The 21,520-nt window shown below is 59.0% G+C and carries 18 protein-coding genes and 2 pseudogenes; 4 read left to right on the top strand and 16 right to left on the bottom strand.

What is annotated here, in order from left to right; all coding sequences use genetic code 11:
- Positions 1 to 9 precede the first annotated feature (9 nt).
- The 9 genes from AB4O12_RS02195 to flhA all read right to left on the bottom strand — a co-directional run bounded on the left by AB4O12_RS02195 (position 10) and on the right by flhA (position 10,795).
- Positions 10 to 750, bottom strand: a complete 741-nt coding sequence (locus tag AB4O12_RS02195; protein WP_016771055.1) for a flagellar motor protein — start codon at positions 748 to 750, stop codon at positions 10 to 12.
- Entirely contained in the window at positions 750 to 1,895 is a 1,146-nt protein-coding gene (locus AB4O12_RS02190; protein WP_056783833.1) for a protein-glutamate methylesterase/protein-glutamine glutaminase, read from the bottom strand. The genes AB4O12_RS02195 and AB4O12_RS02190 overlap by 1 nt, the downstream gene beginning before the upstream one ends.
- A 49-nt stretch (positions 1,896 to 1,944) precedes the next feature.
- The gene (locus AB4O12_RS02185) at positions 1,945 to 4,230 is read right to left on the bottom strand and encodes a chemotaxis protein CheA (RefSeq protein ID WP_353188656.1); all 2,286 of its coding nucleotides are present in this window, start codon (positions 4,228 to 4,230) and stop codon (positions 1,945 to 1,947) included.
- Positions 4,231 to 4,283: 53 nt separating this feature from the next.
- Positions 4,284 to 5,072 (bottom strand): protein phosphatase CheZ, encoded by a 789-nt coding sequence (locus tag AB4O12_RS02180; protein WP_016771058.1) that lies wholly within the window; start codon positions 5,070 to 5,072, stop codon positions 4,284 to 4,286.
- 18 nt (positions 5,073 to 5,090) lie between these two features.
- Positions 5,091 to 5,462: a chemotaxis response regulator CheY gene (locus tag AB4O12_RS02175; protein WP_024012118.1), complete on the bottom strand. Its 372-nt coding sequence runs from the start codon at positions 5,460 to 5,462 to the stop codon at positions 5,091 to 5,093.
- Between the two features lie 167 nt (positions 5,463 to 5,629).
- Positions 5,630 to 6,370, bottom strand: coding sequence for an RNA polymerase sigma factor FliA (gene fliA, locus AB4O12_RS02170; RefSeq protein ID WP_016771059.1), 741 nt, complete (start codon positions 6,368 to 6,370; stop codon positions 5,630 to 5,632).
- Entirely contained in the window at positions 6,367 to 7,197 is an 831-nt protein-coding gene (gene fleN / locus AB4O12_RS02165) for a flagellar synthesis regulator FleN (RefSeq protein WP_016771060.1), read from the bottom strand. Before fleN ends, fliA begins: the two co-directional genes overlap by 4 nt.
- Before the next feature lie 116 nt (positions 7,198 to 7,313).
- A complete protein-coding gene (gene flhF, locus AB4O12_RS02160; protein WP_024012117.1) occupies positions 7,314 to 8,654 on the bottom strand; it encodes a flagellar biosynthesis protein FlhF in 1,341 nt (446 codons plus the stop codon).
- A gap of 11 nt (positions 8,655 to 8,665) precedes the next feature.
- Positions 8,666 to 10,795, bottom strand: coding sequence for a flagellar biosynthesis protein FlhA (gene flhA / locus AB4O12_RS02155; protein ID WP_016771062.1), 2,130 nt, complete (start codon positions 10,793 to 10,795; stop codon positions 8,666 to 8,668).
- Positions 10,796 to 11,415: 620 nt separating this feature from the next.
- Here flhA and AB4O12_RS02150 point away from each other — a divergent pair.
- The 4 genes and pseudogenes from AB4O12_RS02150 to AB4O12_RS02135 all read left to right on the top strand — a co-directional run.
- Positions 11,416 to 11,774 (top strand): annotated as a pseudogene (locus AB4O12_RS02150) (DUF6124 family protein).
- A gap of 276 nt (positions 11,775 to 12,050) precedes the next feature.
- Entirely contained in the window at positions 12,051 to 14,252 is a 2,202-nt protein-coding gene (locus AB4O12_RS02145; RefSeq protein ID WP_460060245.1) for an Ig-like domain-containing protein, read from the top strand.
- 193 nt (positions 14,253 to 14,445) lie between these two features.
- Positions 14,446 to 16,758, top strand: a complete 2,313-nt coding sequence (locus tag AB4O12_RS02140) for an Ig-like domain-containing protein (protein WP_305382449.1) — start codon at positions 14,446 to 14,448, stop codon at positions 16,756 to 16,758.
- Positions 16,759 to 16,783: 25 nt separating this feature from the next.
- Positions 16,784 to 17,001, top strand: a pseudogene (locus AB4O12_RS02135) (DUF6124 family protein); the annotation flags it as partial.
- Positions 17,002 to 17,238: 237 nt separating this feature from the next.
- On the opposite strand, the gene AB4O12_RS02130 reads toward AB4O12_RS02135, so the two are convergent.
- From AB4O12_RS02130 to fliN, 7 genes are all read right to left on the bottom strand, one after another.
- Positions 17,239 to 17,475, bottom strand: a complete 237-nt coding sequence (locus tag AB4O12_RS02130) for a hypothetical protein (protein WP_150636666.1) — start codon at positions 17,473 to 17,475, stop codon at positions 17,239 to 17,241.
- A 139-nt stretch (positions 17,476 to 17,614) separates the two neighbouring features.
- The gene (gene flhB, locus AB4O12_RS02125) at positions 17,615 to 18,754 is read right to left on the bottom strand and encodes a flagellar biosynthesis protein FlhB (RefSeq protein ID WP_016771065.1); all 1,140 of its coding nucleotides are present in this window, start codon (positions 18,752 to 18,754) and stop codon (positions 17,615 to 17,617) included.
- 3 nt (positions 18,755 to 18,757) lie between these two features.
- Positions 18,758 to 19,543, bottom strand: a complete 786-nt coding sequence (gene fliR / locus AB4O12_RS02120) for a flagellar biosynthetic protein FliR (RefSeq protein WP_016771066.1) — start codon at positions 19,541 to 19,543, stop codon at positions 18,758 to 18,760.
- 3 nt (positions 19,544 to 19,546) lie between these two features.
- Entirely contained in the window at positions 19,547 to 19,816 is a 270-nt protein-coding gene (gene fliQ / locus AB4O12_RS02115) for a flagellar biosynthesis protein FliQ (RefSeq protein WP_016771067.1), read from the bottom strand.
- The gene (gene fliP / locus AB4O12_RS02110) at positions 19,813 to 20,571 is read right to left on the bottom strand and encodes a flagellar type III secretion system pore protein FliP (protein ID WP_016771068.1); all 759 of its coding nucleotides are present in this window, start codon (positions 20,569 to 20,571) and stop codon (positions 19,813 to 19,815) included. The genes fliQ and fliP overlap by 4 nt, the downstream gene beginning before the upstream one ends.
- Positions 20,571 to 21,023 (bottom strand): flagellar biosynthetic protein FliO, encoded by a 453-nt coding sequence (fliO, locus tag AB4O12_RS02105; RefSeq protein ID WP_016771069.1) that lies wholly within the window; start codon positions 21,021 to 21,023, stop codon positions 20,571 to 20,573. The genes fliP and fliO overlap by 1 nt, the downstream gene beginning before the upstream one ends.
- On the bottom strand, positions 21,024 to 21,482 hold the full coding sequence (fliN, locus tag AB4O12_RS02100; RefSeq protein ID WP_460060243.1) for a flagellar motor switch protein FliN: 459 nt from the start codon (positions 21,480 to 21,482) through the stop codon (positions 21,024 to 21,026).
- Positions 21,483 to 21,520 lie beyond the last annotated feature (38 nt).

Here is a 21,520-nt window from a genome sequence, read left to right as displayed (position 1 = left end):
GTTATTCCCTTAGTCCATGAAGCCTTGCAGCTTCAACTCAATGGAACGAGGGTTTTCACCTTCGGCGATCGACAGAATTCCTTCCAGCAACATTTCGCGATAACGCGACTGCCGCAACGCGATGGACTTGAGCTTGGCCGCGACCGGCAAGAGGATCAGGTTGGCACTGGCCACGCCGTAGATGGTCGCGACGAACGCCACGGCAATCCCGTTACCCAGTTGCGACGGATCGGCGAGGTTGCCCATCACGTGGATCAGGCCCATCACCGCACCGATGATGCCGATGGTCGGCGCGTAGCCGCCCATGCTTTCGAACACCTTGGCCGCTTCGATGTCGCGGGATTCCTGAGTGTAGAAATCCACTTCGAGAATGCTGCGAATGGCTTCCGGCTCGGCGCCGTCGACCAGCAGTTGCAAACCCTTGCGCGAGTAGCTGTCAGGTTCAGCGTCGGCCACGCCTTCGAGGCCGAGCAAGCCTTCCTTGCGCGCCGTAAGGCTCCAATTGACCACGCGGTCGATGCCGCCGGCCAGATCGACACGCGGCGGAAAGAAGATCCAGCCGAGAATCTGCATGGCGCGCTTGAACGCACTCATCGGCGATTGCAGCAGCGCAGCACCGACCGTGCCGCCCAGCACGATCAGCGCTGCCGGGCCGTTGGCCAGCGCGCCGAGGTGACCGCCTTCAAGGTAGTTGCCGCCGATGATGGCGACGAACGCCATGATGAGGCCGATTAGGCTGAGAACATCCATCAGATACACGCCTCGACGATGTGCTTGCCGATGTCGTCCAGACCGTACACCGCGTCAGCCAGATCGGCTTTGACGATGGCCATCGGCATGCCGTAGATCACGCAGCTTGCTTCGTCCTGCGCCCACACCGAACTGCCGCCCTGCTTGAGCAGACGCGCGCCTTCGCGGCCGTCGGCGCCCATGCCGGTCAGCACGACTGCCAGAACTTTGTCGCCGTAGGACTTGGCAGCAGAACCGAAAGTGATATCCACGCACGGCTTGTAATTCAGACGCTCGTCACCCGGCAAAATCTTCACCGCGCCACGGCCGTCGATCATCATCTGCTTGCCACCCGGCGCCAGCAGCGCCAGGCCCGGACGCAGGATGTCGCCATCCTCGGCTTCCTTGACGCTGATACGGCAGAGCTTGTCGAGGCGTTCGGCAAACGCTTTGGTGAACGCCGCCGGCATGTGCTGGATCAGCACGATCGGCGCCGGGAAGTTCGCCGGCAATTGCGTCAGTACGCGTTGCAGCGCAACCGGGCCACCAGTCGAAGTGCCGATGGCAACCAGTTTGTAGGCTTTGCGTTTCGGTGCCGGCGACGAAGCGCTGGCAGCGGATGCGCGAGCAGGCGCTGGCGCAGGTGCCGGACGTGCCGGGACAGGGCTGCTGTGGCTCGTGTGGCTGCCGTAGCTCGACGCTGCCGGAGCAGGCGTCGGCGCTGGCGCAGCGGCGGGAGCCGGCGCGCTGTAGGCACTGAAACGACGATTGCTGCGCGAGATGCTGTGGACTTTCTCGCACAGCAGCTGCTTGACCTTCTCGGGGTTGCGCGAGATGTCTTCGAAATTCTTCGGCAGGAAATCCACCGCGCCGGCGTCCAGCGCATCGAGGGTTACCCGCGCGCCTTCATGCGTCAGCGAGGAGAACATCAACACCGGGGTCGGGCAGCGCTGCATGATGTGCCGCACTGCCGTGATGCCGTCCATCATCGGCATCTCGTAGTCCATGGTGATCACGTCAGGCTTGAGGGCCATGGCCTGATCGATCGCCTCTTTACCGTTGGTGGCCGTACCGACCACCTGGATGCTCGGATCCGCCGAAAGAATTTCCGAGACGCGGCGGCGGAAAAAACCCGAATCGTCCACCACCAGGACTTTGACTGCCATAAACACTCCATTAGGTGCAGCGGCGCGTCATCGCGCCGCCGCCCCGGATTCAAATACGCTTTGTGGCGTAACGCTTGAGCATGCTTGGAACATCGAGAATCAGCGCAATGCGGCCGTCACCGGTGATGGTGGCGCCGGACATGCCCGGAGTTCCCTGGAGCATTTTGCCCAATGGCTTGATGACCACTTCTTCCTGGCCGACCAGTTGATCGACGACGAAGCCGATCCGCTGAGTGCCCACCGAAAGAATCACCACATGGCCTTCGCGCTGCTCTTCGTGAGCGGCGGAGCTGACCAGCCAGCGCTTGAGGTAGAACAATGGCAGCGCCTTGTCGCGCACGATCACCACTTCCTGACCGTCGACGACATTGGTGGTCGACAGGTCGAGGTGGAAGATTTCGTTGACGTTGACCAGCGGGAACGCGAACGCCTGATTGCCCAGCATGACCATCAGCGTCGGCATGATCGCCAGGGTCAGCGGCACCTTGATGACGATCTTAGAACCCTGGCCCTTGGTCGAGTAGATGTTGATCGAACCGTTGAGCTGGGAAATCTTGGTCTTCACCACGTCCATGCCGACACCACGGCCGGACACGTCGGAGATTTCGGTCTTGGTCGAGAAACCCGGAGCGAAAATCAGGTTGTAGCACTCGGTATCGCTCAGGCGATCGGCGGCGTCCTTGTCCATCACACCGCGTTTTACCGCGATCGAACGCAGGACGTTCGGGTCCATGCCTTTGCCGTCGTCGGAGATCGACAGCAGGATATGGTCGCCTTCCTGCTCGGCCGCCAGCACCACGCGACCGCCACGGGCCTTGCCCGATGCTTCGCGTTCTTCCGGCGACTCGATGCCGTGGTCGACGGCGTTGCGCACCAAGTGGACCAGCGGGTCGGCGAGGGCCTCGACAAGGTTTTTGTCGAGGTCGGTTTCTTCGCCCACCAGTTCCAGGTTGATCTCTTTCTTGAGCTGACGTGCGAGGTCGCGAACCAGACGCGGGAAGCGCCCGAAGACCTTCTTGATCGGCTGCATCCGCGTTTTCATCACGGCGGTCTGCAGGTCAGCGGTGACCACGTCGAGGTTCGACACGGCCTTGGACATGGCTTCGTCGCCGCTGTTGAGGCCCAGACGCACCAGACGGTTACGCACCAGCACCAGCTCGCCGACCATGTTCATGATCTCGTCGAGCCGCGCGGTGTCGACGCGCACGGTGGTTTCCGCTTCGCTGGCCGGCTTTTCTGCCGGGGCAGCAGCTGGCGCGCGGGCCGGAGCCGGTGCAGCAGCGGCGGCCGGTTTCGGCGCCTCGGCTTTCGGTTCAGGCTTGGCGGCAGGCTTCGGCGCAGCAGCGGCAGCCGGAGCTTTCGCCGCTGGCGTGGCGACGCTCGACACGGAGCCGGCAGTCGCAGCGCTGGCGTCAAACTTGCCTTTGCCGTGCAGTTCGTCGAGCAGCGATTCGAATTCGTGATCGCTGATCAGGTCACTGCCGGCCGCAGCGGCTGCCGGTGCAGCAGGTGCTGACGGGGCCGAAGCGATGGCCGATTCCAGCGCGTCAACGGCGAAGTTGCCCTTGCCGTGCAACTGATCGAGCAAGGCTTCGAATTCGTCGTCGGTGATGTCCGAGCTGTCGCCAGCAGCAGGCGCGGCCGGAGCAGCCGGCGCTGCTGGTGCCGCCGGAGCGACCGCATCGACAGCAAACTGGCCCTTGCCGTGCAGCTGATCGAGCAGCGATTCAAATTCGGCGTCGGTGATTTCATCGCTGGCCGCCGTGTCGGCAACCGGCGCGGGCGCCACAGCAGCGGCCGGAGCCTCAGCCTGGGCCTTGACGGCATTCAGCGAGTCCAGCAGTTGTTCGAATTCGTTATCGGTGATGTCCTCCGAGGAGTCGCTTTCAACAACCAGGTCTTCGATCATCTCGGCAACCGGCGAAGCCGGGGCTTCATCCGCCGATTGCGGTTCGGCCAGACGCGCCAGCGCGGCCAACAGTTCCGGCGTGGCAGCGGTGATCGGTGCACGCTCACGGACTTCGCTGAACATGCTGTTCACTGCGTCCAGTGCTTCGAGCACCACGTCCATCAGTTCTGCATCAACGCGACGCTCACCCTTGCGCAGGATGTCGAACACGTTTTCGGCGATGTGACAGCACTCCACCAGCTCATTGAGCTGAAGGAAGCCGGCGCCCCCTTTTACAGTGTGGAAACCGCGAAAAATTGCATTGAGCAGATCTGCATCATCCGGGCGGCTTTCCAGCTCGACCAGTTGTTCGGACAGTTGCTCAAGAATCTCGCCGGCCTCAACCAGGAAATCCTGAAGGATCTCTTCATCGGCGCCGAAGCTCATTAATGGGGTGCTCCTACAGGTCTAAAAACCCAAAAAACCCGAATTCCGAAACTCTAGAATCCAAGGCTGGATAACAAATCGTCCACATCGTCCTGACCGGACACAACGTCTTCTCGTTTATCGGCATGAATCTGCGGACCTTCACCCTGCGAGAGATGTTTTTGTGGATCTTTTTCAGCAAGCATTGCGGCGCGGTCATGTTCGATGCCCGCAAAGCGGTCGACCTGACTGGCCATGAGCACGAGTTTGAGCAGATTGCTTTCGACTTCGGTGACCAGTTGGGTCACACGCTTGATCACTTGACCTGTGAGGTCCTGGTAATCCTGAGCCAGCAGGATGTCGTTGAGGTTGCTCGACACCGCACGGTTGTCCGTGCTGCTGCGTGACAGAAAACCGTCGACCCGGCGCGCCAGTTCACGGAACTCTTCAGCCCCGACCTCGCGACGCATGAAGCGGCCCCAATCGGCGCTCAACGTCTGCGCTTCATCAGCCAGACTGTTGACCACCGGGGTGGCGCTTTCCACCAGATCCATGGTGCGGTTGGCCGCGGCTTCCGTCAGCTTGACCACATAGCCCAGGCGTTCGGTGGCGTCGGTGATTTGCGACACTTCCTCGGCCTGCGGCATGTGCGGATCGATCTGGAAATTGACGATCGCACTGTGCAGTTCACGTGTGAGCTTGCCCACTTCCTGATACAGGCCGCGGTCACGGGTCTGATTGAGCTCATGGATCAGTTGCACCGCGTCGCCGAACTTGCCTTTTTCAAGGCTCTCGACCAGTTCGACCGCGTGTTTTTTCAGGGTCGATTCGAAATCGCCCTGTGATGATTCGTTATGCTCCATAGCTCCCCCGCGCATTCATCAGCCGATGCGTTCGAAAATCTTCTCGATTTTGTCTTTCAACGCCTGAGCCGTGAAAGGTTTGACTACGTAACCGTTCACACCGGCCTGAGCGGCCTCGATGATCTGCTCGCGCTTGGCTTCAGCAGTCACCATCAACACCGGGAGGTGCTTGAGTTTTTCATCGGCGCGCACGTGACGCAGCAGGTCGATACCGGTCATGCCCGGCATGTTCCAGTCCGTTACCAGAAAGTCGATGCTGCCGCTGTTGAGCACCGGAATGGCAGTGGTGCCATCGTCGGCCTCGACGGTGTTGGTGAACCCAAGATCGCGCAGCAGGTTCTTGATGATCCGCCGCATCGTTGAGAAGTCATCAACGATGAGGATTTTCATGTCTTTGTTCAATTCGACCTCCAAGCAGTCTTAAACGCGCCCAGCACCTGGACGCGCCACTTCAATCAATCGGCGCAGCACTTAAAGTTTGTCTGGAGCACAACGGATCGAGACCGGCGCCGTTCATCACCGCACCAGCCTCGTTTCGCAGTGTCCCCACACTGCCTTCAGCGCGCTCGCCACTCCCCCAAACGCCCCCGCAGACGGGCCGCGCACTGGCTGTGTAACTGGCTGACCCGCGATTCACTGACGCCAAGGACTTCACCGATTTCCTTGAGGTTCAGCTCTTCGTCGTAGTACAGCGCCAACACCAGTCGCTCACGCTCCGGCAAATTGGCAATCGCGTCCGCCAGCGCCGCCTGGAAGCGTTCATCTTCCAGATCGCGTGACGGCTCCATATGAGCACTCGCGCCATCCTCGTGCAGCCCTTCGTGTTCGCCGTCCTGCAACAGGTCGTCGAAACTGAACAGGCGACTGCCCAAGGTGTCATTCAGAATCCCGTAGTAATCGTCGAGACTCAATTGGAGTTCGGCCGCAACCTCGTGATCTTTAGCGTCACGGCCGGTTTTAGCTTCAATCGAGCGAATCGCGTCGCTGACCATCCTGGTATTACGGTGAACCGAGCGTGGTGCCCAATCCCCTTTGCGCACTTCATCGAGCATCGCGCCGCGGATTCGAATGCCCGCGTACGTTTCGAAACTGGCGCCTTTGCTGGCGTCGTATTTGGTCGAGACTTCCAGCAACCCGATCATCCCGGCCTGGATCAGGTCTTCGACCTGCACGCTGGCCGGCAGGCGCGCCAGCAAGTGATAGGCAATGCGCTTGACCAGCGGCGCGTAGCGCTCGATCAATTCGTATTGCGCGTCACGCGCCGACTTTTTGTAAAGATTCATGCCACTGGCGGTCATATCACAGGCCCTGCGGTTTGCTGCACGAGACGCTCGACGAAAAATTCCAGATGCCCGCGCGGGTTGGCGGGCAGCGGCCAGGTATCGACCTTCTGGGCGATGGCCTTGAAGGCCAGTGCGCACTTGGAACGGGGAAAGGCTTCGTAGACGGCGCGCTGCTTCTGCACTGCCTTGCGCACGCTTTCGTCGTATGGCACGGCGCCGACGTATTGTAGGGCGACGTCGAGGAAGCGATCCGTGACCTTGGTCAACTTGGCGAACAGGTTGCGCCCTTCTTGCGGGCTCTGCGCCATGTTGGCCAGCACGCGGAAGCGGTTCATGCCGTAGTCGCGGTTGAGCAACTTGATCAGCGCGTAAGCGTCGGTGATCGAAGTCGGCTCGTCGCAGACCACCAGCAACACCTCTTGCGCGGCACGAACGAAACTGACTACCGAGTCACCAATACCCGCAGCGGTGTCGATCACCAGCACGTCGAGATTGTCGCCGATGTCGCTGAACGCCTGGATCAGGCCGGCGTGTTGCGCCGGGCTCAGGTGCACCATGCTCTGCGTGCCGGAGGCCGCCGGCACGATGCGAATCCCGCCCGGGCCTTGCAACAGCACGTCGCGCAGTTCGCAACGGCCTTCGATAACGTCGGCCAGTGTGCGCTTGGGTGTCAGCCCCAGCAGAACGTCGACGTTCGCCAGGCCCAGGTCGGCGTCCAGCAGCATGACCCGACGGCCAAGCTCTGCCAGCGCCAGCGACAAGTTCACTGACACGTTAGTCTTGCCGACGCCACCTTTGCCGCCGGTCACCGCGATCACCTGTACGGGATGCATGCTGCCCATGTTATTTCTTTACCTTGTCTTGCATAGACGGAGGCCACATTACTGGCTGCGCGTTCCTGATCGGAACAATGCGTGGCAGACCATCGATGTAGGTACAAAAACTGTTCATGATTACCTCAGCCAACCTGCTTGGTCGGGCTGTGATAGATATCAGCGAACATGTCAGCCATGGCTTCTTCGCTGGGTTCTTCCTGCATTTGCACGCTGACGGCGCGGCTGACCAATTGATGACGACGCGGCAGATGCAGATCATCCGGAATCCGTGGGCCATCGGTCAGATACGCGACCGGCAATTCATGACTGATCGCCAGGCTCAACACTTCGCCGAGACTGGCCGTTTCATCCAGTTTAGTCAGGATGCAGCCGGCCAGCCCGCAACGCTTGTAACTGTGATAAGCGGCGGTTAGAACCTGTTTCTGGCTGGTGGTTGCCAGGACCAGATAATTTTTTGAGCGAATGCCACGCCCGGCCAGGCTCTCAAGCTGCATGCGCAACGCCGGATCACTGGCTTGCAGGCCGGCAGTATCGATCAAAACCACGCGTTTGCGTAGCAGTGGATCCAATGCCTGCACCAGCGACTGACCCGGATCGACGTGCGTTACCGGCACGTTGAGGATGCGCCCGAGGGTTTTCAATTGTTCCTGCGCGCCGATGCGGAAGCTGTCCATGCTCACCAGCGCAACGTTCTGCGCGCCGTACTTGAGCACATAACGCGCGGCAAGCTTGGCCAGCGTGGTGGTCTTGCCCATGCCGGCCGGGCCGACCATGGCAATCACACCGCCCTCTTCCAGCGGCTCGACTTCCGGTACGGCAATCATCCGCGCCAGGTGCGCCAGCAGCATGCGCCAGGCCTGACGGGGTTCTTCGATATCGGTGATCATCGCCAACAGATCGCGCGACAGCGGGCCGGACAGGCCGATGCGCTGCAGACGGCGATACAGATTGGCCTGGGCCGGACGGCTGCCTTGCAGCTGATTCCAGGCCAGGGTGCCGAGCTGCACTTCCATCAGCTCGCGCAGGCTGTTCAATTCAAAACGCATCGAATCCAGTGCACGCGGATCGACACCCGCCGAGGCCTGCGCAGGCGCTGCGGCCGGGCGCGTCGGTGCGGCGTAGGTCGGCTCGCTCAGCGGCTCGGCAGCAGTCAGCGGCAGGCCTGCGGTCAACGGCAGCCCGGCGAACAACTGCTGATTGGTGTTGCCGTCGGCTTCGCCACGCAGGCTCAGCTCGGCCTGGGCGGTGACGATGCGCGACTGGGTCTTGCGCAGCTCGTCTTCGAGTTCCATGTTCGGAACCCGTGGCGCCAGCGCCGACAACTTGTAATCCAGAGCCGCCGTCAACTCGACGCCGCCGGCAATGCGGCGGTTGCCGATGATGGCGGCATCAGCGCCCAGCTCATCGCGAACCAGCTTCATGGCCTGACGCATATCGGCGGCGAAAAAACGCTTAACTTGCATAAACCACTACCTCAGCCGTTGGGCCCTACTGTCGCAACGATGGTCACTTGCTTGTTGTCCGGTACTTCCTGGTAGGCCAGTACATGCAGCCCTGGCACTGCGAGGCGGCCGAAACGCGAGAGCATCGCGCGGATCGGTCCTGCTACCAGCAGGATCACCGGTTGGCCTTGCATTTCCTGACGCTGGGCCGCTTCGATCAACGAACGCTGCAGCTTCTCGGCCATGCTCGGCTCCAGCAGAACGCCCTCTTCCGAGCCTTGTCCTGCCTTCTGCAGACTATTGAGCAATATCTGTTCCAACCTTGGTTCCAATGTGATTACAGGCAGCTCGGACTCAGTGCCTACAATGCTTTGGACGATTGCACGGGATACGCCGACCCGCACAGCGGCGACCAGCGCGGCGGTATCTTGACTCTTGGCAGCGTTGTTCGCGATCGCTTCGGCGATGCTGCGAATGTCGCGCACCGGCACGTGCTCGGCGAGCAGCGCTTGCAGGACCTTGAGCAACTGCGACAGCGAAACCACGCCCGGCACCAGCTCTTCCGCCAGTTTCGGCGAGCTCTTGGCCAGCAATTGCATGAGTTGCTGCACTTCCTCGTGGCCGATCAGCTCACTGGAGTGCTTGTACAGAATCTGGTTCAAGTGCGTGGCGACCACGGTGCTGGCGTCAACCACGGTGTAGCCGAGCGATTGCGCCTGGGCGCGCTGGCTGATTTCGATCCACACCGCCTCCAGGCCGAAAGCCGGATCTTTGGCGTTGATCCCGTTGAGCGAGCCGTAGACCTGACCCGGGTTGATCGCCAGTTCGCGATCCGGGTAGATCTCGGCCTCGGCGAGAATCACGCCCATCAGCGTCAGCCGATACGCGCTCGGCGCCAGATCGAGGTTGTCGCGGATATGCACGGTCGGCATCAGAAAGCCCAGATCCTGCGAGAGCTTCTTGCGCACACCCTTGATCCGCGCGAGCAATTGCCCACCCTGATTGCGGTCCACCAGCGGAATCAGGCGATAGCCGACTTCCAGGCCGATCATGTCGATCGGCGTCACGTCGTCCCAGCCCAGCTCTTTGGTTTCCATGGCGCGGGCCGGCGACGGCAGCAGTTCCTGCTGACGCTTGACCTCTTCCAGCGCCACGACCTTGGCGACGTTCTGCTTCTTCCAGAACAGGTACGCGCCGCCTGCGGCCAGCGCGGCCATGCTCAGGAAGGAGAAGTGCGGCATGCCCGGCACCAGACCCATCACCGCCATCAAACCAGCGGCCACGGCCAGTGCTTTCGGCGAGGCGAACATCTGGCGGTTGATCTGCTTGCCCATGTCTTCCGAGCCGGAAGCACGGGTCACCATGATCGCCGCCGCTGTAGATAACAACAGTGATGGCAATTGCGCCACTAAACCGTCACCGATAGTCAGCAAGGCGTAAACCTTGCCCGCATCGCCGAAGCTCATGCCGTGCTGGAAGATACCCACGGCCATGCCGCCGATAAGGTTGATGAACAGAATCAGCAGGCCGGCGATGGCGTCACCACGGACGAACTTGCTGGCACCGTCCATCGAACCGTAGAACTCCGCCTCCTGGGCAACTTCCTGACGGCGCGATTTGGCCTGGTTCTGGTCAATCAAACCGGCGTTGAGGTCGGCGTCGATCGCCATTTGTTTGCCGGGCATCGCATCGAGGGTGAAGCGCGCGCTCACCTCGGAAATCCGCCCGGCACCCTTGGTCACCACGACGAAGTTGATGATCATGAGGATCGCGAAGACCACGATACCGACCACGTAGTTACCGCCGATCACCACCTCACCGAACGCCTGAATCACCTTACCAGCCGCGGCATGGCCGTCCTGACCGTGGAGCATTACCACCCGCGTCGAGGCCACGTTCAGCGCCAGTCGCAGCAACGTCGCCACCAGCAGAATCGTCGGGAACACGGCGAAATCCAGCGGCCGCAGCGCGTACACGCAGACCAGCAGGACGACGATCGACAGGGCAATGTTGAAGGTAAAGAAGACGTCGAGCAGGAACGGCGGTACCGGCAACATCATCATCGCCAGCATGACCAGCAGCAACAACGGCACGCCCAGATTGCCTCGACTGAGGTCGGCAACGTTGGTGCGTGCTGTATTGAATAACTGAGTGCGATCCACCGGTTTTCCCCGTTCCTTTAAAGCAAACTTTTGACGCCCCGAACGGGCGCAGGGCGGCTATTGCAAGAAGCTTTCCAACTTTTGCCGGGGAATGAAATAGAGCGGTTTTACTTGGGATTTATCGGCTGATTGGGCTGGCCCCTTCGCGAGCAGGCTCGCTCCCACAGTTTGACATGCATTCCCAATCGGACATTTGGAATACGGCCCCTGTGGGAGCGAGCCTGCTCGCGAAGAGGCCTTCGAATGCGGCGCATTTTTTTCGATTTAAACGAAGCTGTTTACAAGACACCAGCAGACACGGTCTCAAGGCTACAAATCCTTGCGCCATTGCCTACAGCCAAGCCAGAATCCGCCGGCTTGTGCACCTGGGGGTCGGATTCTATTGTGGTCCGGTCGCTGACGAATCAGCGATCGGGTTTAGCGACCCGGATCTTGAATAGGTGCATCAGCGTTCCATGCTTTGTCGCGGGTTCAGTATCTGCGACTGCGCCATGGTGGCTGTATGTGGGAGACCTTCGGGTCTGCCGGGTGCCTATAACCGGTTCGCTAACCTGCGTACAGCCGCCACCTTACTGTTTAGCGACAGTGCCTGACGGCTCCACTTATATAGGAGCTTCACCATGATCAAACCAACACCCAACCCGCCCGAATCCGACCCCACCTCCCCCTACGAATCCCTCGACTCAAAAAACTCCACCAAGCCGCCGACCGCGCCCTCGACCACTACCTCTGCCCACCCGGCTCGACCCCACCGCCGTTCAGCCCCCGCGCCATGTACGCCGTCACCGCCGACACCAAAAACGAAGACCTGCTGGCCAACGCCTGCGAAACCCTCGCCTCGGCCAAAACCATCGCCCAGGAATTCGCCGGGCTGGTCAAACCATCGCAGCGCCGAACGCTGATGGGGATTGCGCAACTGATCATGCTCGGGGAACTGGCGGTAAATCGGGTGCTGGATAATCTGGAGTTGCCTGGATGATGCGGTTCGGCTGAGTGATTCGAGTGAGAGAGCCGGCCTTTTGGCGAGCAAGCGCGCTCCCACATTTTGATCTTCTTGGATGCAAATCTTGCAGCGGCTGAAGATCCTGTCGAGTGCAGCTTGCGCGAGCTAGGCCTCTCGGCGGCGCAGGAGCGCCCACTCCTTCAGCGATACCATTGGTCGGAAAACCGTCCCCACCTGTCAGATCTGACAGGTGACGGGCGCCTCGTTCTGCGTTGTGATGAACCTTGCCTGCCATTGTTCCTGGAGAACAGAATGAGCGTTCAAGTCCATTCAACCGAAGCCAACGCTGCCCTGGCCTTGTATCCCGTGTACCCCCCGCAATGGATAACACCGGTGCTGCCTCCAGGTACTGCCGATGGTGGCCTTCCTCTCTCGGCATTCACTCCATCTGGGGTAGAACTTGTCATCGACCCCATAACCGGCTTGCGGAATTGGGTCATGGCGGCTTATGACGTCGTGACTATTTTTGTCAACGGAGTCAACACCGGCATCAGCAAAACCATCTATCCCGGTGAGGAGCAGGAACGCATTCTTTTGCACGTGCCGGCGAGCTGGTTCACAAACGGTGTCAACGATGTCCGCTACAGAGTGACCCGAGCCAGCGGTAACGACGCTGACTCACCCACACTTAAGCTGCTCTACAACAACCCGGCGCCTACCGTCACCGTCAGCCATCCACCCAGCGTCGCACCGGGGCAGACGGCAGTCATCACGATCACCGTCGGTTACTCACGGCCTCACGACACGGTCACGCTCACCATAGGCACCTGGAGCATCACATTTCCCAACCCCACAAGCCCGATCAACCATACCCTGACGGCTGCCGAATTGCAGTTGATTGGCGACGGCACCCATTCGGTCTTCGCCAGGGTGCGCGATCAATTGACCAACAACAATGAGTCGGCGACGACCCCGATCACTATCACCGCCAATCAGAAGGTGTACAACTCGCCGATAATCGCTGAGGCCGTGGACGGCATGCTCGACGTGGCCGCACTGAGGGGCCAGGACGCCACGCTGCGAGCACGCGACTGGACGGGAATCCAGGTCGGTCAGCAGGTGTGGTTGAAGCTCACCGGCCAGAAACCTGACGGCTCGGCGCACGTCCTGCAATTCTGGAATGGTGACACCCACAAGGTGAATGCGACCTGGGTCAGTCAGGGGTTCTGGGATAAACCGCTGCTCATAGCTTTTCTGAAAGAATTGAAAGAAGGATCGCTGTTGAAACTGGAATTCTGGGTATCGGAGGACAAGAGCAATGACTTCGCTAGCGCCACGCAGTTTCCGTATCAGGTGTATACCGTCATTGGCCTGCAACTTGTCCTGCCACCCCCAACCTTGAACCCGCCCACAGTGCCGATTGACGTTTTGGCTAATCCGGATGGAGTGAAGCTTCAGATAACAGGCTTCGCAGCAGAGAAAGACGATAAGGCTCAATTCGTCCAGGTGAACGCGCCGGCCGGTGCGCCGCCGTTTCCGGTGGTGGATTTTGTTGGTGGGATTGCAGAGATTTCATTGAGCGCTGCGTTTCTGGCGGCTTGGCATGGCAAGGCGATTGAGTTTCGGTGGGATTTGATTCGCGCTGGACAACCGGCCGGGGCATCAGCAATAGCCGGCTTTGATGTCAGGATTATCGCTGATGCAGATCCCCGCTTGCCAACGCCGAACGTGACCCAGGCACAGGATAATAAAACGTTAAACTTAAACAGCTTCACGGGCGATGCGGAAGTGACATTAGATCACTGGACTGGCATTTCGACGGATCAGATTATTAATCTACAGTGCATTGGAGTCGACAACTCTGGCACCCCCCATACAATCGAGCTTCTGACCAACCATCAAATCACTGCGGAAAATATCGAACACGGTTTTATAGAGAGCCTATCAAGAAGCGAGCTCAATAAACTTAAGGACAACGAAGAGATTCAAATTAAAGCATGGGTAGAATTTGCCTCAAGCAACGGCATTCCGACCATAATGCTTCCGACGTTAATCCTCACTCTCATTATAATTCCAAACGAGATAATCATAAACTTTGATAATGAGCCGTCTCGAGCACTGTACACCGGGGAGTCACTCGAAACGCAGTATGTCACTATCACTAATATATCTTCGTCGCACCCCATATCAATATCGCCGGCAAGTGGCAGCGGTGACCCCCCATTACAAAACATTGAGAGGCAAGTAGTTTTTACATCACTGGGAACCTGCCAAATACACTTTAACTTTAAACATGCATTCACATACATCAGCTTTTATCAAGCCTGGGGAAACGTAACAAACAGGGCAAACTATTATGATTCAAAAGGATCTTTCCTAGGATATCAACTTCTGACTCCCACAGTAAAAGATCCCGCGCAACTTATCGAATTTAGAGGCACTGATGTTGCTCGAGTGGAAATAATCACAAATAATGACGCGATCGCCATCGACAATTTTAGATGTGTACGATAAGCCGCCCCGCACCTGAATCAATAAAAAAGGTTAATCCAAGCTCCGGAGTTCGCAAAAAAAACACACACAAAGCGATACCATTGGTCGGAAAACCGTCCCCACCTGTCAGATCTGACAGGTGACGGACGCCTCGTTCTGCGTTGTGATGAACCTTGCCCGCCATTGTTCATCACCAGTGTTCGAGGAGAACAGAATGAGCGTTCAAGTCTATTCAACCGAAGCCAACGCAGCCCTGGCCTTGTATCCCGTGTACCCCCCGCAATGGATAACACCGGTGCTGCCTCCAGGTACTGCCGACGGTGGCCTTCCTCTCTCGGCATTCACTCCATCTGGGGTAGAACTTGTCATCGACCCCATAACCGGCTTGCGGAATTGGGTCATGGCGGCTTATGACGTCGTGACTATTTTTGTCAACGGAGTCAACACCGGCATCAGCAAAACCATCTATCCCGGTGAGGAGCAGGAACGCATTCTTTTGCACGTGCCGGCGAGCTGGTTCACAAACGGTGTCAACGATGTCCGCTACAGAGTGACCCGAGCCAGCGGTAACGACGCTGACTCACCCACACTTAAGCTGCTCTACAACAACCCGGCGCCTACCGTCACCGTCAGCCATCCACCCAGCGTCGCACCGGGGCAGACGGCAGTCATCACGATCACCGTCGGTTACCCACGGCCTCACGACACGGTCACGCTCACCATAGGCACCTGGAGCATCACATTTCCCAACCCCACAAGCCCGATCAACCACACCCTGACGGCTGCAGAATTGCAGTTGATAGGCGACGGCACCCATTCGGTCTTCGCCAGGGTGCGCGATCAATTGACCAACAACAATGAGTCGGCGACGACCCCGATCACTATCACCGCCAATCAGAAGGTGTACAACTCGCCGATAATCGCTGAGGCCGTGGACGGCATGCTCGACGTGGCCGCACTGAGGGGCCAGGACGCCACGCTACGAGCACGCAACTGGACGGGAATCCAGGTCGGTCAGCAGGTGTGGCTGAAGCTCACCGGCCAGAAACCCGACGGCTCGGCGCACGTCCTGCAATTCTGGAATGGTGACACCCACAAGGTGAATGCGACCTGGGTCAGTCAGGGGTTCTGGGATAAACCGCTGCTCATAGCTTTTCTGAAAGAATTGAAAGAAGGATCGCTGTTGAAACTGGAATTCTGGGTATCGGAGGACAAGAGCAATGACTTCGCTAGCGCCACGCGGTTTCCTTATCAGGTGTATACCGTCATTGGCCTGCAATTTGTCCTGCCACCCCCAACCTTGACCCCGCCCACTGTGCCGATTGACGTTTTGGCTAATCTGGATGGAGTGAAGCTTCAGATAACAGGTTTCGCAGCAGAGAAAGACGATAAGGCTCAATTCGTCCAGGTGAACGCGCCGGCCGGTGCGCCGCCGTTTCCGGTGGTGGATTTTGTTGGTGGGATTGCAGAGATTTCATTGAGCGCTGCGTTTCTGGCGGCTTGGCATGGCAAGGCGATTGAGTTTCGGTGGGATTTGATTCGCGCTGGGGTACCAGCCTACGAATCACCATCTGCCAATTTTGATGTTATGAAAATCGCCGATGGAGACCCGCGTTTGCCGACGCCTGACATTGCCGGCAATACCGGCGACTTACTGAACACCACAGAACTCTCACCAGAAGCGCGGATTCTTGCGGCGCGATGGCCGCTGTTCGAACCAAGACAACCGATTTGGGTAACGTGTGCCGGCTTTGACAAGAATGGCAATGCCGTCAGCAAGCATGTGAGGTCGGGGGAGTTCAATGAATCAGCGAACGGCTTGTCAGTGGAAGCGCCAATTGAATGGCTCAAGGCTCTCAAGGACGGGACGAAGCAGACGACAACCGTGAAAGTAAACCTTGATGGGGTCGCCGATGCCGCTAAGGCGGTAGTTCTGCCGTCGCGTATTTATACCGTCAAGGCATTACATCCTTTCACCATAGAAACCGTCCTCATGGAGCTTAATGGTCTGAACATCAATGCTGACTTTCTTGCTCTGACCGGAACTCCAGCACCCGGAACAACCCAAACGCGCTCACCAACCTCTGGCGATGGTGACTATGCCTATTTCTCCAGTTCTACAGATGTAGCGACAGTCGACAGCAACGGACTGGTCAGCGGCTGCAAAAACGGCAGTGCGACTATTACGGTACGAGAAAACAGCACGCAACGAGAAGTTTCGTTCCCCGTCAGAGTGCAGAATGTTACTCGCCTTGTTATGACACCTACCCATACCTACAGCATCGGTGCAGCCATTAATTGGATGAATTCGATAGGTGGATCACCCGTTTCGAATGCAGCCATCGATGTTCTTAAAGTCAAATTCAGGCCACTGGTGTCCAGCGCAGGCGGCTGGTTATGCCGAACTGATGGATGCGGCGCTGGGCACTACCTTTCGGTAGTAACCAATAATCCAAATGCCTGGACAATTTCCTGCTTCACCGGCAACAACTCCCAAGCACATGGTTGGTGCTTGTTACCGGAATGAGTTTGACGCAGGAGCGGCGATCGCCTTGTATGCCGTTACCGCCGACGCCAAAAGTGAAGACCTGCTGGCCAACGGCTGCGACAGCCTTGCCTCGGCCAGAACCATCACCAATGACTTCGCCAACCTCAATCCGCATCACAGCGCAGAACCCTGCTGGGAATCGCGCAACTAATTGTGCTCGGCGAGCTGGCAGTGAGTCGGGCGGTGAGTCATGTGCTGGAGAATCTGGAGTTGCCGCAGTAGCAGGGATTTTTGACGAGCTTGAGTAAAGCGCTGTGGAGGCTGACGTCTTCACGAGCAGGCTCGCTCCCACAGAGATTGGCGTCGATCACAAACCTTTTGTCTAGACGACGGACCTGTGGGAGCGAGCCTGCTCGCGAAAGCGACCCGGTAGCCGATGCATGTCTTCAGGCATAAGAAAACGCCGCATCGTTGAATAAGGGCGGCGTTTTTTCGTTTCGGGGCTTTGCGATCGGTTGCTCAATACCGAAGGATTTTCACTTTCCCATTTTTGGTTCTGGGCAATTCGAACTCGACTTCGCCGCCCACTTTGATCTTCGCCTGCAAGGCCTCAGCCAATGGAACGCTGAATCGGTACTCTTTGGCAGTCAGAAAAAAACCCGTGGCTTCGGCAAAGGAAAGGCATCGTCCCGTCGGCTTCGGCGTGATGGTGCCTTTGCCGGTTTTTTCATCGTAGCTGCTGAAAATACCTTTCATCGTCGTGCTCCCTTGCACTCGCTCGCCTGACCGCGCCAGTACGCAGCTGCATCTTGCATCAAACTGCAAAATCACGGCGACTGCACCTGTCAGAGTTGACAGTAAAGGGGAATCTCAGACAAAAGGCTGCGCAGCAACGTCAGGAATCCCGACGCAAATCCGGCGGAATCGGCAAATCATCCTTCAACGGGTCCGGCCGCTTGCCCTTGCCCGCCTGGTGTTGGCGAATCTGATAGACGTAGGCCAACACCTGCGCCACTGCCAAATACAGCCCGCCAGGAATCTCCTGCTCAAGCTCAGTTGAGTAATAGATCGAGCGCGCCAGCGCAGGCGACTCGAGCAGCATGACGTTGTTGGCCACTGCGATTTCGCGGATTTTCAGGGCGATGAAGTCGCTGCCCTTGGCCAGCAGCACCGGTGCGCCGCCCTTCTCCGAGTCGTACTTGAGCGCGACCGCGTAGTGGGTCGGGTTGGTGATGACCACGTCGGCTTCGGGAATCGCCGCCATCATCCGTCGCTGGGACATTTCGCGCTGGGTCTGGCGAATGCGTTGCTTGACCTCCGGGCGGCCTTCCTGATCCTTGTGTTCGTCGCGCACTTCCTGCTTGGTCATCTTGAGCTTCTTCATGCTCTCCCAGATCTGCACCGGCACGTCGACGGCGGCGATGATGATCAGACCGCAGGCCAGCCACAGCGTGCTCCAGCCCACCAGCAAGACGCTGTGAATGATCGCCATATCCAGTGGTTCGTGGGCGATGCGCAGCAAGTCGTCGACGTCGGCGGACAACACCAACAGCGCCACGCCCAAGGTGATCAGAAACTTCGCCAATGCCTTGAGCAGTTCAACCACAGCCTTGAACGAGAACATCCGTTTGAGGCCGGCGGCCGGGTTCATCCGGCTGAATTTGGGTGCCAGCGAACTTGCCGCGAACAGCCAGCCACCCAGGGAGATTGGCCCGATGATGGCGGCGAGCAACAGGGTTATCATCACCGGCTGAATCGCCAGCAAGGCGATCAACCCTGACTCCAACAGAAAACGGCCCATGGCGCCCTGATCCATGACCACTTCGCGGGACAGGGTGAAGTTCAGGCGCATCACGTCCATCATTTCTTGCGCAAGCATGCCGCCGAAAATCAGCAGCGCAGAGGCACCGGCCATCATCACGGCCAGAGTGTTGAGCTCTTTGGAGCGAGCAATCTCACCCTTCTCACGGGAGTCCTTTTTGCGTTTCTCCGTGGGGTCTTCTGTCTTGTCCTGACCGCTTTCGCTCTCTGCCATGACTCAGCGCGCCCGTGCCAGTTCGCGTAGCAACTGCAAGGCCTCGCTGGCCAGCGGTTGATACTGGTTGAGAATATCCGCAAGGCCGACCCAGACGATGAACAGGCCGAGCACCAGGGTCAGCGGAAAACCGATCGAGAAGATGTTCAGTTGCGGCGCGGCGCGGGTCATCACGCCGAAGGCGATGTTGACCACCAACAGTGCGGTGACGGCCGGCAACACCAGCAGCAATGCGGCGCCGAGGACCCAGCCGAGTTTGCCGGCCAGTTCCCAGTAATGCGCAACCATCAAACCGCCGCCGACCGGCAGCGTGGTGAAACTTTCAGTGAGGACTTCGAACACCACCAGATGGCCGTTCATCGACAGGAACAGCAACGTCACCAGCATGGTGAAGAACTGCCCGATCACCGCCACCGAAACGCCGTTGGTAGGGTCGATCATCGAGGCGAAGCCCATGCCCATCTGGATCGCAACAATCTGCCCGGCGACGGCGAAAGCCTGGAAGAACAGTTGCAGGGAAAAGCCGAGTACGGCGCCCACCAGAATCTGCTCGCCGATCAGCAGCAGGCCGCTGAGATCCAGCGGGCTGACGGCGGGCATCGGCGGCAGCGCCGGGGTGATGACCACGGTGATCGCCACGGCGAAATACAGGCGCACGCGGCGCGGGATCAGGGTGGTGCCGAACACCGGCATGACCATCAGCATCGACGCCACGCGAAACAGCGGCAACATGAACGACGCCACCCAGGTGCTGATCTGGGTGTCGGTCAGCTGAAGCAGCGATTGCATGGCTTAGCCGATGACCATCGGAATGTTTTTGTACAGCTGGATGATGTATTCCATGAACGTCTGCACGATCCACGGACCGCCGATGATCAGGGTCACCAGCATCACCAGAAGACGCGGCAGGAAGCTCAGGGTCTGTTCGTTGATCTGCGTGGCAGCCTGGAACATCGACACCAGCAGGCCGACCAGAAGGCTCGGCACCACCAGGATGGCAACCATCATGGTGGTCAGCCACAGGGCTTCACGAAAGATATCGACCGCGACTTCCGGCGTCATGGCGAAACACCTCCAAAACTGCTGGCCAGAGTACCGATGATCAGCGCCCAGCCATCGACCAGCACGAACAGCATGATCTTGAACGGCAGCGAGATGATCAGCGGCGAGAGCATCATCATACCCATGGCCATCAGCACGCTCGCCACGACGAGGTCGATGATCAGGAACGGAATGAAGATCATGAAGCCGATCTGGAAGGCGGTTTTAAGCTCGGAAGTCACGAACGCCGGCACCAGAATGGTCAACGGCGCCTGATCCGGGCTGGCAATGTCGGTGCGCTTAGACAGGCGCATGAACAGCTCCAGATCGCTGGTGCGGGTCTGCGCGAGCATGAAGTCCTTGATCGGCACCTGAGCCTTTTCCACCGCTTGCTGGGCGGTGAGGGTTTCCGCCAGATACGGTTGCAGCGCGTCGTTGTTCACCCGGTCGAAGACCGGCGCCATGATGAACAGCGTCAGGAACAGCGCCATGCCGGTGAGGATCTGGTTCGACGGCGTCTGTTGCAGGCCGAGGGCCTGACGCAGGATCGAGAAGACGATGATGATCCGCGTGAAGCTGGTCATCAGGATGACCGCCGCTGGAATAAAGCTCAGCGCGGTCATGATCAGCAGGATCTGCAGACTGACCGAATATTCCTGCGCGCCGTCGGCATTAGTGCCCAGCGTGATCGCCGGGATAGACAACGGATCGGCGGCGAACGCCAGCGGCGCGGCCAGCAACAAGACCAGCGTCAAGACGATGCGGAGCGCACCCATTACTTCGTATCCTTTTGGTCCTTGCCAAGAATCTTCAGCAGATGCTGAGCAAATTCCGGCGTCGCTTTTTCACTGGCGGTGGGGACTTCGACCGGCTCTTTGAGCACGTGCAGCGCGGTGATGGTGCCGGGGCTGAGGCCGAGCAGAATCTGCTCGTTGCCGACCTGCACCAGCATCAAGCGGTCACGCGGACCGAGCGCGCGTGAGCCGATCAGCTCGATCACCTGGCCCTTGCCGGCCGGCCCCGCCTGCTGCACGCGGCGCAGCAGCCAGGCGAGGAAGAAAATCAAACCCAGCACCAGCAGCAAACCGAACACCAGTTGTGTCAACTGACCGGCCACGCCGCTATTGACCATTGGCGCGGTGGCGGCAGGCGCGGCAGTGGTTGCGCCCGGCTCGGCAGCCAGCACGCTCAACGGCCATGCCAGCAGCACCCAGAGAAACCTTTTCACTCAGCGCAGCTTCTTGATGCGTTCGCTTGGGCTGATCACGTCGGTCAGGCGGATGCCGAACTTCTCGTTGACCACCACTACTTCGCCGTGGGCGATCAAGGTGCCGTTGACCAGCACGTCGAGCGGCTCACCGGCCAGACGATCAAGCTCGATCACCGAACCCTGGTTGAGTTGCAGCAGGTTGCGGATGTTGATGTCGGTACTGCCGACTTCCATCGAGATCGACACCGGGATGTCGAGGATCACGTCCAGGTTCGGACCGTCGAGGGTCACCGGATCATTGTTCTTCGGCACGCTGCCGAACTCTTCCATCGGCAGACGGTTGGAGCTGGAAGCGCCGGCGTCGGCGGCCAGCAGTGCATCGATGTCAGCCTGGCCGGCGTCACCGGTTTCTTCCAGGGCCGCAGCCCATTCATCGGCCAGTGCCTGGTCGTCCTGCGCGTTCATATCGTCGTTCATCATGTGTCCTCGGCGGGCAACAATTCGGTTAAATACGG

Source organism: Pseudomonas sp. S2_A05 (assembly GCF_054668485.1).
Note: the sequence above shows the minus strand (reverse complement) of the source record. Positions and strands in the feature narration are given on the sequence as shown.

What these genes read in the sequence shown, in the direction of transcription:
- flhB (WP_016771065.1), bottom strand. Translation starts at nt 18,754, where the DNA reads ATGGCAGAGAGCGAAAGCGGTCAGGACAAGACAGAAGACCCCACGGAG.
- AB4O12_RS02145 (WP_460060245.1), top strand. Translation starts at nt 12,051, where the DNA reads ATGAGCGTTCAAGTCCATTCAACCGAAGCCAACGCTGCCCTGGCCTTG.
- AB4O12_RS02180 (WP_016771058.1), bottom strand. Translation starts at nt 5,072, where the DNA reads ATGGAGCATAACGAATCATCACAGGGCGATTTCGAATCGACCCTGAAA.
- AB4O12_RS02175 (WP_024012118.1), bottom strand. Translation starts at nt 5,462, where the DNA reads ATGAAAATCCTCATCGTTGATGACTTCTCAACGATGCGGCGGATCATC.
- AB4O12_RS02185 (WP_353188656.1), bottom strand. Translation starts at nt 4,230, where the DNA reads ATGAGCTTCGGCGCCGATGAAGAGATCCTTCAGGATTTCCTGGTTGAG.
- AB4O12_RS02130 (WP_150636666.1), bottom strand. Translation starts at nt 17,475, where the DNA reads ATGAAAGGTATTTTCAGCAGCTACGATGAAAAAACCGGCAAAGGCACC.
- AB4O12_RS02140 (WP_305382449.1), top strand. Translation starts at nt 14,446, where the DNA reads ATGAGCGTTCAAGTCTATTCAACCGAAGCCAACGCAGCCCTGGCCTTG.
- AB4O12_RS02190 (WP_056783833.1), bottom strand. Translation starts at nt 1,895, where the DNA reads ATGGCAGTCAAAGTCCTGGTGGTGGACGATTCGGGTTTTTTCCGCCGC.
- AB4O12_RS02195 (WP_016771055.1), bottom strand. Translation starts at nt 750, where the DNA reads ATGGATGTTCTCAGCCTAATCGGCCTCATCATGGCGTTCGTCGCCATC.
- fliR (WP_016771066.1), bottom strand. Translation starts at nt 19,543, where the DNA reads ATGCAATCGCTGCTTCAGCTGACCGACACCCAGATCAGCACCTGGGTG.
- fliP (WP_016771068.1), bottom strand. Translation starts at nt 20,571, where the DNA reads ATGGGTGCGCTCCGCATCGTCTTGACGCTGGTCTTGTTGCTGGCCGCG.
- flhF (WP_024012117.1), bottom strand. Translation starts at nt 8,654, where the DNA reads ATGCAAGTTAAGCGTTTTTTCGCCGCCGATATGCGTCAGGCCATGAAG.
- fleN (WP_016771060.1), bottom strand. Translation starts at nt 7,197, where the DNA reads ATGGGCAGCATGCATCCCGTACAGGTGATCGCGGTGACCGGCGGCAAA.
- fliN (WP_460060243.1), bottom strand. Translation starts at nt 21,482, where the DNA reads ATGAACGACGATATGAACGCGCAGGACGACCAGGCACTGGCCGATGAA.
- fliA (WP_016771059.1), bottom strand. Translation starts at nt 6,370, where the DNA reads ATGACCGCCAGTGGCATGAATCTTTACAAAAAGTCGGCGCGTGACGCG.
- fliQ (WP_016771067.1), bottom strand. Translation starts at nt 19,816, where the DNA reads ATGACGCCGGAAGTCGCGGTCGATATCTTTCGTGAAGCCCTGTGGCTG.